Here is a 13,877-nt window from a genome sequence, read left to right on the forward strand (position 1 = left end):
GTTACTCAAAATTCAAATGGTGAATGTGTTCATCGATGATGTCTATTCGATAGGTGATGCTGTTGAGGTATTTGACTAGCTCCTTTTCAAATTTCCGAATATCCTTTTCATATTGTTTCACCGTCTCTTGATCAAAGCTTTCATGAATAATCTTGAGCATGTCACACTCATCGGTTATGAACTTTTTGAAATTGGCAGTGGAGTATTCGGTTTCAAGTTTTTCTATGTCTCTCAGAGTAGCTTCGGCCTCCTTATCCTTGTTTACATCAAATTTTTCTTTGACAATAAAGTAAAGAGAAGTATCCCAGTGATGAATGTTGTCTAATAAGTTGATGGTTGCTTTTCGGTATTCATCTGTGAGACAGAATTCCTGAATTCCCTGATAGTTCTTCATTTTGATAGCCGTCTCATCCCAGCGCACAGTTAGATCATCAATGATTGAAACAATATCCACTTCAGATTTTTTCTGTGAGAAGACAGTTACACAGAGGAGAAGGGAAAGCGTAAGTAAAAAGTATTTCATGGCGGCATTATTTAGCCTAAGATACTAAAACCAGCCTCACCAGAAAAGGATATAGAGGGCATGAATTTACATGGTGGATGTTCTTCCTGGAGTAATTTATCTATTAATAATTCAATTAAATATTAATAATTTCATATTATTGTCATATGATTTATCGCCTGTCACCGCTCGTGCTCATATGCGTTTTACTTTCATGTTCTTCAGACTTTGATGATGAGTGGAAACGAATTCCCTATGAAAGTGTCCACTTCAATAAACTTGTAGTGGTAGGACTTTCGCATGATCTGGAAACACGAAAATTCTATGAAGAAGAAGCTGTTGCAGAACTTGAAGAATCAGGCTTTCATGCAGTAAAAGGCCTGAATATTTTTCCACAGAAAGTGACGGAGCTCGATCACAATCAAGACAGTATTTCGACACTAATTGTTGAGAATGATGTGGATGCAGTTTTGGTGATTAAGATTCTTCATGAGAATGATGATGAATACATGATGCCTGAGGACTACAGTAAATTCAAAAAATTGTATTTCAGGAGAAGGTCTTTTCACACTTACAATGCAAATTATTACGAGCGACCCGATAGATACTTCATGATTGCAACTTTGTATAATCAGAAAGAAAAGCATGAAGAAAACGAAGAAACGGTGATCTGGAGAGCTTCCAGCTCCATTTTAAATCCTGCTAAAAATATTAAGTTTAAAAAGGAGTTTATAGACAATGCGGTTAAGCACATCACCGAACAGCATTTCATTGAGTAGCTAGACCAAAGAAATCTCAACCACAAACGTAGCTCCTTTTGATGCAGTACTCTCGTACCACACTTTAGCACCCATTTGGTCGGCATATTTCTTTACAAGAGAGAGCCCCAGGCCCGATGAGCTTTCGTCCTCAGTGGGACGAGCGCTAAGCTTAGAAAATTTTTCAAAAAGCTGGTCTTCTTCTTCCGGCCGGATACCCGGGCCTTCATCCATGATTTTGACTTGAACATTCGATGCGTCTTTAACTATTTCTATGGTGACTTTCTGACCTCTTTGAGAAAATTTGATTGCATTGGAAATCAGGTTTTCAAAAATCAAAATCAGGTAGGTTTTGTCTGCACTCACCATCAGCTTTTGTTCCTTAGATTTCAGATTGAGGTCAATATCTTTTCTCCTGGCCATCTCGTCCATTGACTCTACTGCCTCTTTCGTTATTTCAATAGCATCAAGGTTCTCCATCTTTAGTTTGATGCCTCCCTGTTCTAAAACAGCCATGTCTAACACCTTATTTACTAATCCCTGGGCCTGATTGGATACCTTTTCAATCATGGCGATAAACTTCTTCTGCTGGTCAACTTCCCGCTCTTCTTTAAGGATATTAGAAATAGTGGTAATGTTAGCCAAAGGATTTTTTAGGTCGTGAGCTAAAATTCGTATGATATGGTCTTTATCGTCAATTAATTTTTCCAGTTCTTCTGATTGTTTGGCTATTGTTTCCTTTTGCTTTTCAAGTTGCTCGTTTTGCATTTGAAGGTTGTGCAGTGCCTTGGTCTGTGTAGACTCAAAAACGGCCGATATAACCAAAATGATAAGAAGCAGGCCTGGGAGAACCGATACAAACCACTCAGCCTTCAAATCGGTATTATACTGAACAGGAAACGCAACCCCTTCCAACTCTTTCCAGCCAAACCAAACCATAACAAAAAAGGCCAAAATACCCCAGGCGATACCATAGCCTCTATTAACAACCAGAAGCGCCAGTACAGGAATAGATATAATCCATGGATATACTGCGGACCATATTCCACCTGAAAAATAGGTAAGGATAATCACTGCACTTGCCCCCACAAAGACATACAAGTTGGTGATCAATAGGAGAGGAGTACGGGTTTTTACAAGGAGCGCTAACACGACAAAACCCACTACATTAAAGATCATCAGGTATATGCCCAGCTGATAGCCAAACAATAGACTAAACCAGATGTATGAATTTGAAAAAAGACTGGTGAGTAAGGCTGCCCGAACAAAAAGTCTGGCTTTTCTTAAAGCAAGTGAATCCTCAAAGTACTGAGGGTGAATGAAAAAGTCGACCAGCTTTGAGAAATTCATGATTGAAAAATAGTTAAATGGCGGCTTTTATTGTGCAATCGTATAAGCAATATATGCACTTGCCAGAATCCAAATACCTCCTACAATACCCAAGTATACAGTACGTTGGAGCTTGTTATGCTCCGAATAATAAATCAATAAAGGAAGCGATAAGGAAATTAGTCCTTCACAAACAATGACATAAACAGGGGCATTGAAAATCATAGTTACGTTTTGATGGTACCACCACCAGCCTGCATCTTTCGCCAAATGTTCATAGAGTGGGATATACATTCCACCTGCAATGCAAAGAATGATGGAGGCTGTTAGCAGGCCTTTCTTCTGAGTTAACAAAACACCGACAAAACTTAATTGGACCAATACATTAGACCAGGCAAAAGGCATGTACATGGGACTACTCCACACCATAGGTTCGTCTCCGGGATATACCAGACTATCAATGGTGCTCACCAAATAGTGATCGGTAAACAATTCTAAAATTCCTGCAATCGAACCGAACACCATTAATCGTATAACCAGCGGGTTTTTGAATTTAAATCCATAGAACCAATAAAAGAGGTATAAGAAATAAGTAATGATACTGGCCGAGATAGGACCGGAGTTCAATAGCGAGGAGCCCAGAGACCATAAAATCAGTAAGCCCGATGATGCTAAAATCACATAGGTGGTTCGTTTATCTAATCCGGGAATTTCTGTGTTCATGATAAGTTAGGTTTAGTTCGTTGTTGCCACGATAGCCGGTTGCCTAAAATTGATGGGGTGGAAACCTTGTCTTTCCAACTATCAAGCAGACCCCAATCAGCTTGAAGAGATGGCGGAATAAAAAACTGAACACTCTTTCCACCATTAAAATGATGTATGATGCCCTCAAGAAGCTTTTTATTGAAATGACTCGATATTTTTTGTACAAGCTTATGCTTCTCAAGATGGCTCAACTCCCCGGAGAGAAAGCGTGAAAGGGTTAGAATTATTCGATCTTTTTTATCTGACAGGCCGGAAACACCAATGCATTTAGCAAGATTTTTTCTGGTTGATTGGCTAAAGTCCTCGAGAAAATAGGAAATAAAATATTCAGGTACCTCATCGAATGAATTTCCCGGGATAAGTGCATTCATAAACTCAACACATGACTGAGTGAGTGCTTTGCCTGCCTCAGAGGCCTCTGCCTGATGGGTTAAAATTTTTGTTGCCAGCTCAAATCCATCACCATAGCTGTCGGGTAGCAATCGTTCATCAATACCCATCAGGTGACCTACCACTTTCCAGCAATGCATATAGTCATCGATTTGGGAAACAGAAAGCTTAATGTTTAGCCGCTTTAATCCTGTGATGATTACCGGTCCAAAGGACATCAATGTGCCGGCCAGGTCTTCCTGGTTGATGGGTTCTCCGAAGTGTGACACCTCCCAATTAGTATTATTGTATTGACCTGATTTCAGGTAATGTCTGATAGAAGCATGTATCAGTCGGACTTTCTGGAGAGTGACGACTCCATTGCCTCCATGTGATAATCCTCCTTCAGAAAGCACATTCACAACCATTTGAGCGGTTTCCATTAATCTCCGTGCAAGCGGGTCAATGTTTCCATTGTGTGATAATAGCCTTCCCGTCTCATAGAGTACTTGTGCCCCTTTGGCGCATGTGTAGCACATAGGTAGGGAGCTAACATTCAGAAGCATAAATACCTCCGGGCCATAAAGAGCAAATAGCTTTTCTCCGTTTCTTATTTTAGTGAGGTTGGACCACTCAGGCAGTTTACCTGTGGTTTCAATATATTCATCCAGGATAAGAGAGAGCTCTGAACCCAAATGATCAAACATGCCTTTATGGAAACTTTGATTCCTAAAGAGCATCATCATCACTTCATTCACTTTCTGGTCATCACCAGATTCGATGATTTTGGAAACAGTATTGTCCGCAATCGGATCTGTGATTTTCCGAAAACTTTCCAGCATATCATGGTTGATTGCTGAAATTTCAAAACGGCTCATTTAATAGAATAAGGTTGGTTAGTTAGATTGTCATGTAATCTAGCACCAACAAAGGATTGGAAAAAGGAAAAAGCTGATTTAGATCGTGCTTATTGCGGTCTTCAAGCCATCATAAGTCCATGGCTTATCTATGAAGCATTCGATCAGGTTTTGTTGTATAGCCTCACTCACTTCACCCTCTGCGGCATAACCTGAGATCATTACTTTCTTAGGTCTGGCAGGGATCCCCATTTCTTCCATTTCTTTTAGAAATTCAACCCCTGTCATAAGTGGCATTCGCTGATCTGTGAAAACAAACTCAACGTGATTGTTTTTCACATACTCAAGGGCCTCTTCAGGAAAAGTTGTTGTAAATACCTCAAAATCCTTTTTGAACATTTCCTTGAAAAGGAGGAGATTGATTTCCTCATCATCTAGATATACTACTCTAGGCATGCTTTCACTCATTAATTTACACTCTGGTTGACTGTGACAAATCTAACGGAATAATGGTGTAGTTTGATAAACAATCATTTCCCTTTTCGATGAATTACGATTGTTTGCTGAGCAAAAGCTCTTTTAGGTTTTGATATGACCATGGTTTACTCACAAAATGGTCTATCAGTCTCGTTTCAAGCGCTTCATCGACCTCTCCCTCTTGGGTAAAACCGGAGATTATAACTTTCATGGAACCAGATGAGATCTCCTGACTCCTTAATTCTTTCAAAAATTCCACACCCGTCATTACAGGCATTAGTTGATCTGTAAGAACATAATCAAGCTGATTCTTCTTCACATGCTCAATGGCCTTATCCGGATTGGTAGTAGTGAAAATATCAAAATCCTTTTTAAACATTTCTCTAAAAAGAATCAGATTTATTTCTTCATCATCCAGATATATCAATGATGGTTTGTTATCGTTCATTGACTTTTTTTGCTAGCGGTAGTTTAATAATAAATTCTGTCCCCTCACCAAGGTGAGTATTTACGGCGATTGTCCCTCCATGTCTCTCCACTATTCCATAAGTGATGGCCAATCCAAGGCCTGTTCCTGCTCCGACTTTCTTCGTTGTGAAAAAAGGGTCGAATATTTTCTGCTTATCCTCTTCAGTCATACCCTTTCCATTATCTTTTACAACAACCTCCACTAATCTTCCATTCAGAGAAGAGGAAATATCAATTATCCCTTCTTTACCCTTTTCACTCACCGCATCAATGGCATTGTTGACGATATTTAGAAATGCCTGACTTAATTGTCCTTTGTAACCGTCAATTTCAGGGATATTTTCACCAAGGCTTTTGTTGATCTTAACAGAATCTTTGTGTCTACTGTTCAGGAGAAGTAATGCCACGTCCAAATCATCATTGATATCAATCTTTGTCTTTTTCTCTGTTTCAGATCTTGAAAAGATACGTAATCCCTTGACGATTTCTGTGGTTCGCTCTGCACCCACTTTTATACTGTGGATCATTTGATCAATTACTCCCTGGGCTTCATCATAGCCTGCTTTTTCACGCTCTTGTACAAGCTTCTGTAAGGATGTTTTGAAGTCTTTTTCATTTTCATTTAGTTCAGTAACACGAGATATTACAGGTCTTATCTCAGAGAATTTATCGCTCAACACGTGGATGCCTGAATAAACGAAGTTGATAGCGTTATTTATTTCATGTGCGATCCCCGCTGTAAGTACACCCAATGAAGCCATTTTTTCAGATTGAACGAGCTGTGATTGTGTGCTCTGAAGTTCATTTAGTAACCTGGCCAGATCTTCTTTTTGTTCAGCAAGCTTTTTAGCAGCACGCTTTCTTGCACGGTAAGCTGTGAAGATTAGAAAGGAAAGTACAACAAGCACAACTAAAAAAAGCACTAAGAAAACCAGCGCACTTTGTTGAGAGCTAACAATTGTAGTCATCTCACCAAGTTTCTTTTCACGCTGATCAATCTCATCATTTTGTGCGGCGATTCGTTCCTGTTGTTCCTTTAGTGTTTTATTTCCATCTTCTACTTTTTCTCTTTGGAGATCTATCTCCTCACTCAGAACTGCAAGATCTTGCTCCCGCTCATTCAGTGTAGTAGTCAATTCGATCAACCTCTTTTCCGATTCAGCAAATTCTTTTCTCAAGCTATCTAGTGCCTGAGTCTGAAGGATTATTTGTAGTTCCTTTTGTTGAATCTCTCTGTTTTTATCATTTATTTCAGCTGTTTGTCTTACATAAATGCCTCGTGCAGCAGCCATGTTGAGGTTCAGAGAATCAAATTGTTTTTTTAGAGCTTCTGATCTCAGCTCCATTGCCCGAACAGAGTCTCGCACCTGTTTGAAAATTTTAGCTAAATCAACTTCTGAGCCACCAAGTTCATCCATACCGGGCTTAACCTTCAATTTCTGATTTGTAATATTTGCCCGATTTATTTCGAAGGTTAATGCTTGTGATGTATCTCCCAAAAAATTAATCATGATGTCACGTTGCTCTTCATAGCGATCTGTTATTAAAAGCAAAGAAGTTCCACCGATTCTATCCAGGAGCGTAGGTATGGTTGCATTATATCTGTTCGATACAAAAATCACATCTGCATCCTGGGGAACGATCACATAGCTTGTAAAGCTGACTTCAGTAGATCTGCCTGCAAGTTTTTGGGAAGCACTGGTTGTCCTGAATTCCGTTTTAAGGTCATCATCTGTGGTGATGATGTGAATTTTGAAAGGGGTATCTTTCTTAGGCCACTCTATATTTTTAATAATAGAGTAAGTAGAAGCAACCATCTCCTTTTGACGATCGGTCTGACCAATGGAGAAATGGCTTATAGATAGCGTTATAAGTAAAAATATTATTCCCTTCTGACTATTCATTTTAAGACTGGTGGTAGCATGAAATATAGCTATTTTAACCCGGTTCGTACAACCAATTAGATAAGTCATTTACTTAATTAGATGAACATGGTTTTTTAGAATAGATAGATTCAAGCGCAAATATTAGTCAATAGGTACAATATCAGTTTAGATATTTGATCGACGGTTTATTTCAAAACAAGCAAGTGTTTAATATTTAATAATAATTTGGAATATTCTTGCCTAAAATGATGTCCCGAGATCCTACCAGCAGGTTCCCATCTTTTTTCAGTTTTAAAATGCCGTTAGATCCACCGCGTGGTGTTTTGCTTATATGCCGATCCTTACGTAATGGATCGTCATGGAATAGATAGCTCTCGAGCCAATAATATTTACCATCCGGTTCCAGCAATGTAATATGAATATGGGCAGCCTCTGAGCCATTGGGGTATGATGCAGGTCTGAAAGTATAAAAGGTATATTGCCCATTCTGATCTGTTTTTACCCATCCTCGTATATATCCGTGTTTGCTGGCCCACCCTTTTTCATTACCCTGCGTGGGGTAAACCCCATCTCTATTGGTATGATATAAATAGAGGATCACACCTTCAGCAGGAGTAATACCATCCGGCTTATACACAGTGCCGCTGACCTTTATTTTGGGGTTGGTCTGCTCGAAGAGTGGAAGCGTATCTACTGCATTTAGTTTTCTTTCACCAAATTCCATAACAGCTTCACATCCTTCGCAGGCGTTTCCCACTAGTTTATAATTATTTTGCGTTTGGCCACATGCCTGAATACCGATAATGAAAAAAAGAATAACCAGGTTTTTCATGATATGTAATAGTTGTCTTGGATGCATTAACGTATTCATGGTTTAAAGTTTGCGAATGGTCCAACTTTCATCCTTGATTATTTCAATAAAAAAAATCTGAAACTCTTTTGGTGGTTTTCGTATTTCAAACACACAGGATTATAAACGAAAACTCATGAAGGCGAAACAAATCTTATTGATCGTGTATCTGGCAATACTGGCGATCACCATTATCATTGGCTAAAATAGTTTTGTTGGAATTTAAGCGGGGATGCTTTTAAAAGGCATGCGAAAATTCCAGCAGGTCAAGAACCCTGGTTTCTATTACTATAACTCAGCTTTGGCTACTATACTTCTTCTCGGCATAATAGAATAAAACTGTAAAGAGAGCCATCATCAAATAGAAGGTCAATACGACAAGAATCATGGTGATAGTTTTTTTGTTCTAAATGATTAGGATGCAGATGTATTTAATCCGTCCCTTTTCTTCATTTGATTCTCCATGAATAACTGGCATTTCTCCTTGGTACCCATGTAGAGAATTCTAAACTTTCTGGTCACCATCCAGCGACCATCATCTGTCTTTTCCAGATTCAAATTTGAACCAGACTTCTTTTTTCCAAATAGCTGACTTAATAAATTCATAATATTTATATTTATTAAGTCAGCTGTTTGGGAATACCTTCAATGATTTCTTTTGATTTTGGAGCAAAGGAAAAATGAGATAATTAAGCTTTGAACCTGATATAGCTCATTATTTATATCGGTTTTTAACCTGACTTTTACTGTATTCTATAAAGCGAGACAAAAAAGAAGCGTTGTTGGAATAATCCGTTTAGGCTAACCACACTTAGACGATTACCAACCCTGAAGGCAGGTCATATCCTGCCTTCATTTTTTTGTATTAATATTATTATATGAAATCCGGGGAACGATACAACAATTATGATTTGAAGGGTAATTTCATTTCCTATCTTCGGATGGTAGACGATAAAAATCTCCATGTATACAATAAGGATGGCGACAAAAAAGCCTACGGGAAAGTACTAGATGATCATCGATTCAACATTTATGATCTGGATGGAAATCTGACTTCTCACGGAATCCGAAAGGATGGACCCGCATATAATCTCTATGATAATGATGGGGATCAGATTGGGTATGGCAATCCTGCCTAAATCACGACTTAAAATCGTAATATTTTTCCTTTGATATTTTCTATCAATTTCTCTAATCAATTAACTTCTTCAATTACTTTTGCCCGATTTTTATTTCTCTTTTGGATATGGTGGAAACACCACTTTATAAATGATTCTTACATACACATTATTCATCGTTGGCTTTGTCATCCTGATAAAGTCAGCTGATTGGCTCGTAGACGGAGCAGCCTCTATCGCAAAAAGATATGCAATTCCAGAACTGGTAATTGGATTAACCATTGTATCCTTTGGTACGAGCATGCCTGAACTGATTGTGAACGTGCTAGCAAGCCTTAATGGCAATTCAGAACTGGCGATAGGAAACATATTTGGTAGCAACATTGCCAACATACTCCTTATTTTAGGAGCATCAGCACTTATCAGGCCCTTACCAATTCAGAAAAGCATTTATTATACAGAAATTCCAATTTCTTTACTTGCTACGTTTATGGTTGGCTTCCTGGCGAACGCAAACCTATTTGGGAAAAGTGCCGGGTTAGCCATTAGCCGGTTAGATGGCTTATTATTATTGCTTTTCTTCGGGTTGTTTATGACGTATATCTACGTCGTTAGTAAAGATAAAAGGGATGACCTGTATAAGCCGGATGAAGAATCGGAGATGGAGATGATGCCTATGGTTAAGTCTCTTACACTCATTGCAATTGGGCTTTTTGGGCTTTTTATAGGTGGTAAGTGGATCGTAGATGGTGCTGTGGTTATTGCCCAGTCTTTTGGTTTGAGTGAATCATTTATTGGGTTAACCATTATAGCAGTTGGGACTTCTCTACCTGAACTGGTTACAAGTGTGATGGCTTCAAAAAAAGGAAGAGCCGATATGGCAATTGGAAACGTGATTGGCTCTAACATCTTTAATATCTTCTGGATTCTTGGGTTGAGTGCCAGCATCAAAGCTCTACCGTTTAATGAGTTGAATAATGATGACATTCTGATGCTCATTTTTTCCAACACTGTATTGATTTTCGCCGTAATTAATGGCAAACGACCGGCTATTAGTCGTTTTGAGGGGCTGGTATTTGTAGTTATGTATTTTGCTTATCTGACTTATTTGGTGCTGAGAGGATAGCAAGAAGTTTAGCAGCAATCGTCACCACAACTTAGTTTTTTGGTGTTCGCCTTTTCCATGGATTCTTTTCCTTCTTTCCAGGCATACCATGCTATGCCTAACCCACCAATTCCATCAATGTATGGGACATGAAAAAACTCATACAGGAGGCTTGAACCAAGCAAAATAAAGGAAAGGTAAAAGCAGGTTTTGGTACATTTGGCATCTGAGATGATGGGTTCACTTTTCAGCTTTCTGCCCACTTTCAATTTTTCGGTATAGAGGAAATACATGGTTAAAATGGAAAGGGAAGCGATGATGATGCCTGCTGTTGTGGTGACTGGCTCTGTCTGATAACTAAAGGAAAGTACTGCCCCAACCACTAACCCCGCCGCAAGCAGATACAGTGCTATGCCGGTGATGCGCAGGGCAGTGACCTCAAAAGAATCATGTTTTTCCACTTTCCCCTTTTTCATTCGAATGATCATGTGAGCAATACCCACCCCGGACAGTACTTCAGCAAAACTGTCCACTCCAAATCCGAATAACGCAAGGGTTTCATCACTGGCACCAAATAAGGTAGAAACCATCCCCTCAATTAGGTTGTAGATAATCGTGATTAAGCTAAGGATAAATGCCCACTTCAGGAGTTTTGTATTCATATTGGAAAAACAATAGCAAATTGAAATCATTCAAAAGTACTACTCATCCTTTAGTATGGTTGCCGGGTTGGTTCGAGCGGTTTTTGATGAAATGTATCCGGAAGTAGCAAGGGCAAAAATCAAAAACAACAAATAGAATATAGACAGTAGTACCGGGTTGGTTAACGTTCCTATGAAGTCGCTCAAAAAGGGTAAATTTATCTGATGTCCAGTGTAGTTCCACACAAAATAGAAAGGCGCACATCCGCTCATTCTGAAACCAGAGATGATCTGATTGTGGTGGAGGAACCTTTGGAGATAAGGCTGGGATATGGGGCGGAGGGAGATCGAAATCAACTGTCTTTGTCTGTGACCATGCGAACACCTGGTAATGACGAAGAGTTGGCCATAGGATTTCTATATTCAGAACAAATCATTTCGTCTGCTTCTAATTTTCTAAGTGTCAAGTATTGTGATGATGTAGGCAAACAGGAACAGAAGGAGAATGTGATGCGTGTTGAACTAGCCCCTGATGTAAAGTTGGATCCAGCCTTATTCAAGCGAAATTTCTATACCACTTCAAGCTGTGGGGTGTGCGGAAAGGCATCTATCGAGCAGGTACGCTTTCAATGCCAGTCTATTTCAGATCAGCTACGCATTAAGGGAACCATATTGAATCAGCTTCCGCGTAAACTGCGAGAGGCTCAGGTGGTATTTAAGCATACCGGGGGGCTACATGCGTCTGCCCTTTTTGATCTTTCAGGAAATCTACTGTTTTACCGTGAAGATGTCGGGAGACACAATGCTCTGGACAAATTGTTAGGCCACCTTGTTTTAACCCAAGATGGAAATGCTACTGAACACATACTATTGCTTAGTGGAAGAATCAGCTTTGAGCTGGTGCAAAAAGCATCAAGAGCAAACATTCCAATCATAGCAGCAATTGGTGCGCCTTCCAGTCTGGCAGTTGATCTGGCTGAGGAGTTAGGGATTACGCTGGTTGGGTTTCTTAAGGAGGATAAATTCAATATCTATACCCATTCTAAACGGTTAGATGCCTAAAATTCACTATCTTAGGATAGTACTAATACGCATCTCATGTCTGATAATTTAAGTGCACTTTCTGGTCGCAAGGGATTGGAGAAAAACCTTTTTGAGCAGCTGGTTCAGGAATCAAAAGTAACCGGTACCGTACCTGATGATCGTTTGCGTGAATTGGCTCATCAATACCTGATAGGAGATGCCATCACCTATGGTACAGCATCTTTTTATGATTTTCTAAAAAAGGAGCATGAAGGAGTAAAAGTACACGTCTGCAATGGGAGTGCATGTCTGGTTGCCGGAACGCAGAGCAAGTTGAAAGAAAAACTGTCAAAGCACTTCGATGCAAAAGAAATCGGTCACATGTGTTGCCTGGGCAGGTGCCATGAGAACAGCGCTTTTAACTACAATGGACACAATTACTCAGGTAAAGCAATAGATGACATAGAAGCCTTATTGGATAGGGAAACCGATGGCAAAGAACACTATCATGTAGGAGGAAATACGGATCAAAAAGTGCTGACGGGTGAGCCACTGGATGCCGCCGGTTTCGCCAAAGCTTTTCAGGAAATTCTTCAAAAAGGAAAAGGATGGACACTGAATGAGATTAAAGAATCCGGAATCCGGGGCAGAGGAGGAGCAGGATTCCCAATGGGAATGAAATTGGAATCGTGCAAAGACACGCCGGGCGATGAAAAATATATTGTTTGCAATGCAGACGAAGGTGATCCGGGTGCCTATTCAGATCGATATCTGCTTGAAGAACAACCTATGCTGGTATTGTTTGGTATGATGGTATCCGGCTATATTGTTGGAGCCAGCCGAGGAGCCCTCTACATCAGGGGCGAATATCCTGAAGCCGTTCGGATTATGCAGCGAGCCGTGGAGGATTTGATATCAATTGGTATCGTAGGAAAAGAGATAGGTGATTCAGGCTTTCGTTTTGATTTTAAAGTGGTGGAGGGGGCAGGAGCCTACATCTGTGGAGAAGAAACTGCTTTGCTTTCCTCTTTGGAAGGTCAGCGACCGGAAGTGCGGGTAAGACCACCTTATCCTACACAGCAAGGACTATTCAATAAACCGACGATCGTCAACAATGTAGAAACGCAGGCTGCTGTTTATTGGATTTTGAATAATGGTGGTCAGGCCTATACCCAGTTAGGAACCAGTAAGTCCACAGGAACGAAGCTGGTATGCCTTGATTCTTTTTTTAAGAATCCAGGGATGTATGAAGTGAAAATGGGAACACCTTTTCAAGAGGTGATTCATGAACTTGGAGGGGGCTTTAAATCTCCGGTGAAAGCGGTTCATGTGGGAGGACCTCTCGGTGGTATTGTGCCCCTGCACAAGATTAACGACCTCACACTGGACTTTGAAAGTTTTGCCAATGAAGGGTTTCTTCTGGGACATGCAAGCGTGGTTTCCATCCCTGAAGATTTTCCCATTGTAGACTATCTCCATCACTTATTTGAGTTTACTGCAGACGAGTCATGTGGAAAATGCTTTCCGTGCAGCATAGGATCTGTAAGGGGTAAAGAAATGCTGGATAATGCAAGGACAGGTAAGTCCAAAATGGATCGAGGGCTCATGGACGATTTACTGGAAACATTGGAAGTTGGTTCGCTTTGCGCTTTGGGAGGAGGTTTGCCCTTAGGAGTAAAAAATGCATTGGAATATTTTGAAGACGAGTTGAACGCTTATTTTAACTGAT

16 protein-coding genes are annotated in these 13,877 nt (G+C 40.0%); 5 read left to right on the plus strand and 11 right to left on the minus strand.

What is annotated here, in order from left to right; genetic code table 11:
• Position 1: 1 nt before the first annotated feature.
• Complete coding sequence (locus ACOQON_RS04215; RefSeq protein WP_420577677.1) at positions 2–523, minus strand: hypothetical protein; 522 nt, start codon at positions 521–523, stop codon at positions 2–4.
• A 146-nt stretch (positions 524–669) separates the two neighbouring features.
• Here ACOQON_RS04215 and ACOQON_RS04220 point away from each other — a divergent pair, with 146 nt between their 5' ends.
• Positions 670–1,281 carry a hypothetical protein gene (locus ACOQON_RS04220; protein ID WP_420577678.1) on the plus strand — a complete coding sequence of 204 codons (612 nt, stop codon included), beginning with the start codon at positions 670–672 and terminating at the stop codon, positions 1,279–1,281.
• On the opposite strand, the gene ACOQON_RS04225 is transcribed toward ACOQON_RS04220, so the two are convergent.
• The 8 genes from ACOQON_RS04225 to ACOQON_RS04260 all read right to left on the minus strand — a co-directional run bounded on the left by ACOQON_RS04225 (position 1,282) and on the right by ACOQON_RS04260 (position 8,867).
• Positions 1,282–2,610: a sensor histidine kinase gene (locus ACOQON_RS04225; RefSeq protein ID WP_420577679.1), complete on the minus strand. Its 1,329-nt coding sequence runs from the start codon at positions 2,608–2,610 to the stop codon at positions 1,282–1,284. It lies immediately after the preceding gene.
• A gap of 27 nt (positions 2,611–2,637) precedes the next feature.
• Positions 2,638–3,312, minus strand: a complete 675-nt coding sequence (locus ACOQON_RS04230; RefSeq protein WP_420577680.1) for a DUF6989 domain-containing protein — start codon at positions 3,310–3,312, stop codon at positions 2,638–2,640.
• The gene (locus ACOQON_RS04235) at positions 3,309–4,601 is read right to left on the minus strand and encodes an oxygenase MpaB family protein (protein WP_420577681.1); all 1,293 of its coding nucleotides are present in this window, start codon (positions 4,599–4,601) and stop codon (positions 3,309–3,311) included. Before ACOQON_RS04235 ends, ACOQON_RS04230 begins: the two co-directional genes overlap by 4 nt.
• Before the next feature lie 78 nt (positions 4,602–4,679).
• Positions 4,680–5,036, minus strand: a complete 357-nt coding sequence (locus ACOQON_RS04240; protein WP_420577682.1) for a response regulator — start codon at positions 5,034–5,036, stop codon at positions 4,680–4,682.
• A 94-nt stretch (positions 5,037–5,130) separates the two neighbouring features.
• Positions 5,131–5,505 (minus strand): response regulator, encoded by a 375-nt coding sequence (locus ACOQON_RS04245; protein ID WP_420577683.1) that lies wholly within the window; start codon positions 5,503–5,505, stop codon positions 5,131–5,133.
• Positions 5,495–7,429: a YfiR/HmsC family protein gene (locus tag ACOQON_RS04250; protein WP_420577684.1), complete on the minus strand. Its 1,935-nt coding sequence runs from the start codon at positions 7,427–7,429 to the stop codon at positions 5,495–5,497. The genes ACOQON_RS04245 and ACOQON_RS04250 overlap by 11 nt, the downstream gene beginning before the upstream one ends.
• A 196-nt stretch (positions 7,430–7,625) precedes the next feature.
• Complete coding sequence (locus ACOQON_RS04255) at positions 7,626–8,282, minus strand: intradiol ring-cleavage dioxygenase (RefSeq protein ID WP_420577685.1); 657 nt, start codon at positions 8,280–8,282, stop codon at positions 7,626–7,628.
• 393 nt (positions 8,283–8,675) lie between these two features.
• Positions 8,676–8,867, minus strand: a complete 192-nt coding sequence (locus tag ACOQON_RS04260; protein ID WP_420577686.1) for a hypothetical protein — start codon at positions 8,865–8,867, stop codon at positions 8,676–8,678.
• Between the two features lie 272 nt (positions 8,868–9,139).
• Here ACOQON_RS04260 and ACOQON_RS04265 point away from each other — a divergent pair, with 272 nt between their 5' ends.
• A complete protein-coding gene (locus ACOQON_RS04265) occupies positions 9,140–9,400 on the plus strand; it encodes a hypothetical protein (protein WP_420577687.1) in 261 nt (86 codons plus the stop codon).
• Between the two features lie 130 nt (positions 9,401–9,530).
• Positions 9,531–10,505, plus strand: a complete 975-nt coding sequence (locus ACOQON_RS04270) for a calcium/sodium antiporter (protein ID WP_420577688.1) — start codon at positions 9,531–9,533, stop codon at positions 10,503–10,505.
• 8 nt (positions 10,506–10,513) lie between these two features.
• Here the strand turns inward: ACOQON_RS04270 and ACOQON_RS04275 are convergent, their stop codons facing one another.
• The gene (locus ACOQON_RS04275) at positions 10,514–11,146 is read right to left on the minus strand and encodes a cation transporter (protein WP_420577689.1); all 633 of its coding nucleotides are present in this window, start codon (positions 11,144–11,146) and stop codon (positions 10,514–10,516) included.
• Positions 11,147–11,185: 39 nt separating this feature from the next.
• Entirely contained in the window at positions 11,186–11,332 is a 147-nt protein-coding gene (locus tag ACOQON_RS04280; protein WP_420577690.1) for a hypothetical protein, read from the minus strand.
• A gap of 18 nt (positions 11,333–11,350) precedes the next feature.
• Here ACOQON_RS04280 and fdhD point away from each other — a divergent pair, with 18 nt between their 5' ends.
• Positions 11,351–12,187: a formate dehydrogenase accessory sulfurtransferase FdhD gene (gene fdhD, locus ACOQON_RS04285; RefSeq protein ID WP_420577691.1), complete on the plus strand. Its 837-nt coding sequence runs from the start codon at positions 11,351–11,353 to the stop codon at positions 12,185–12,187.
• A gap of 36 nt (positions 12,188–12,223) precedes the next feature.
• On the plus strand, positions 12,224–13,876 hold the full coding sequence (locus tag ACOQON_RS04290) for an NADH-ubiquinone oxidoreductase-F iron-sulfur binding region domain-containing protein (protein ID WP_420577692.1): 1,653 nt from the start codon (positions 12,224–12,226) through the stop codon (positions 13,874–13,876).
• Position 13,877 lies beyond the last annotated feature (1 nt).

Origin of the sequence: Ekhidna sp. (genome assembly GCF_965221965.1) — a bacterium.
Classification (GTDB): Bacteria; Bacteroidota; Bacteroidia; order Cytophagales; family Cyclobacteriaceae; genus Ekhidna.

Bases quoted from the DNA above. Each gene is read 5' to 3' on its own strand.
- ACOQON_RS04215 (WP_420577677.1), bottom strand. From the start codon at position 523: ATGAAATACTTTTTACTTACGCTTTCCCTTCTCCTCTGTGTAACTGTC.
- ACOQON_RS04220 (WP_420577678.1), top strand. From the start codon at position 670: ATGATTTATCGCCTGTCACCGCTCGTGCTCATATGCGTTTTACTTTCA.
- ACOQON_RS04225 (WP_420577679.1), bottom strand. From the start codon at position 2,610: ATGAATTTCTCAAAGCTGGTCGACTTTTTCATTCACCCTCAGTACTTT.
- ACOQON_RS04230 (WP_420577680.1), bottom strand. From the start codon at position 3,312: ATGAACACAGAAATTCCCGGATTAGATAAACGAACCACCTATGTGATT.
- ACOQON_RS04235 (WP_420577681.1), bottom strand. From the start codon at position 4,601: ATGAGCCGTTTTGAAATTTCAGCAATCAACCATGATATGCTGGAAAGT.
- ACOQON_RS04240 (WP_420577682.1), bottom strand. From the start codon at position 5,036: ATGCCTAGAGTAGTATATCTAGATGATGAGGAAATCAATCTCCTCCTT.
- ACOQON_RS04245 (WP_420577683.1), bottom strand. From the start codon at position 5,505: ATGAACGATAACAAACCATCATTGATATATCTGGATGATGAAGAAATA.
- ACOQON_RS04250 (WP_420577684.1), bottom strand. From the start codon at position 7,429: ATGAATAGTCAGAAGGGAATAATATTTTTACTTATAACGCTATCTATA.
- ACOQON_RS04255 (WP_420577685.1), bottom strand. From the start codon at position 8,282: ATGAATACGTTAATGCATCCAAGACAACTATTACATATCATGAAAAAC.
- ACOQON_RS04260 (WP_420577686.1), bottom strand. From the start codon at position 8,867: ATGAATTTATTAAGTCAGCTATTTGGAAAAAAGAAGTCTGGTTCAAAT.
- ACOQON_RS04265 (WP_420577687.1), top strand. From the start codon at position 9,140: ATGAAATCCGGGGAACGATACAACAATTATGATTTGAAGGGTAATTTC.
- ACOQON_RS04270 (WP_420577688.1), top strand. From the start codon at position 9,531: ATGATTCTTACATACACATTATTCATCGTTGGCTTTGTCATCCTGATA.
- ACOQON_RS04275 (WP_420577689.1), bottom strand. From the start codon at position 11,146: ATGAATACAAAACTCCTGAAGTGGGCATTTATCCTTAGCTTAATCACG.
- fdhD (WP_420577691.1), top strand. From the start codon at position 11,351: ATGTCCAGTGTAGTTCCACACAAAATAGAAAGGCGCACATCCGCTCAT.
- ACOQON_RS04290 (WP_420577692.1), top strand. From the start codon at position 12,224: ATGTCTGATAATTTAAGTGCACTTTCTGGTCGCAAGGGATTGGAGAAA.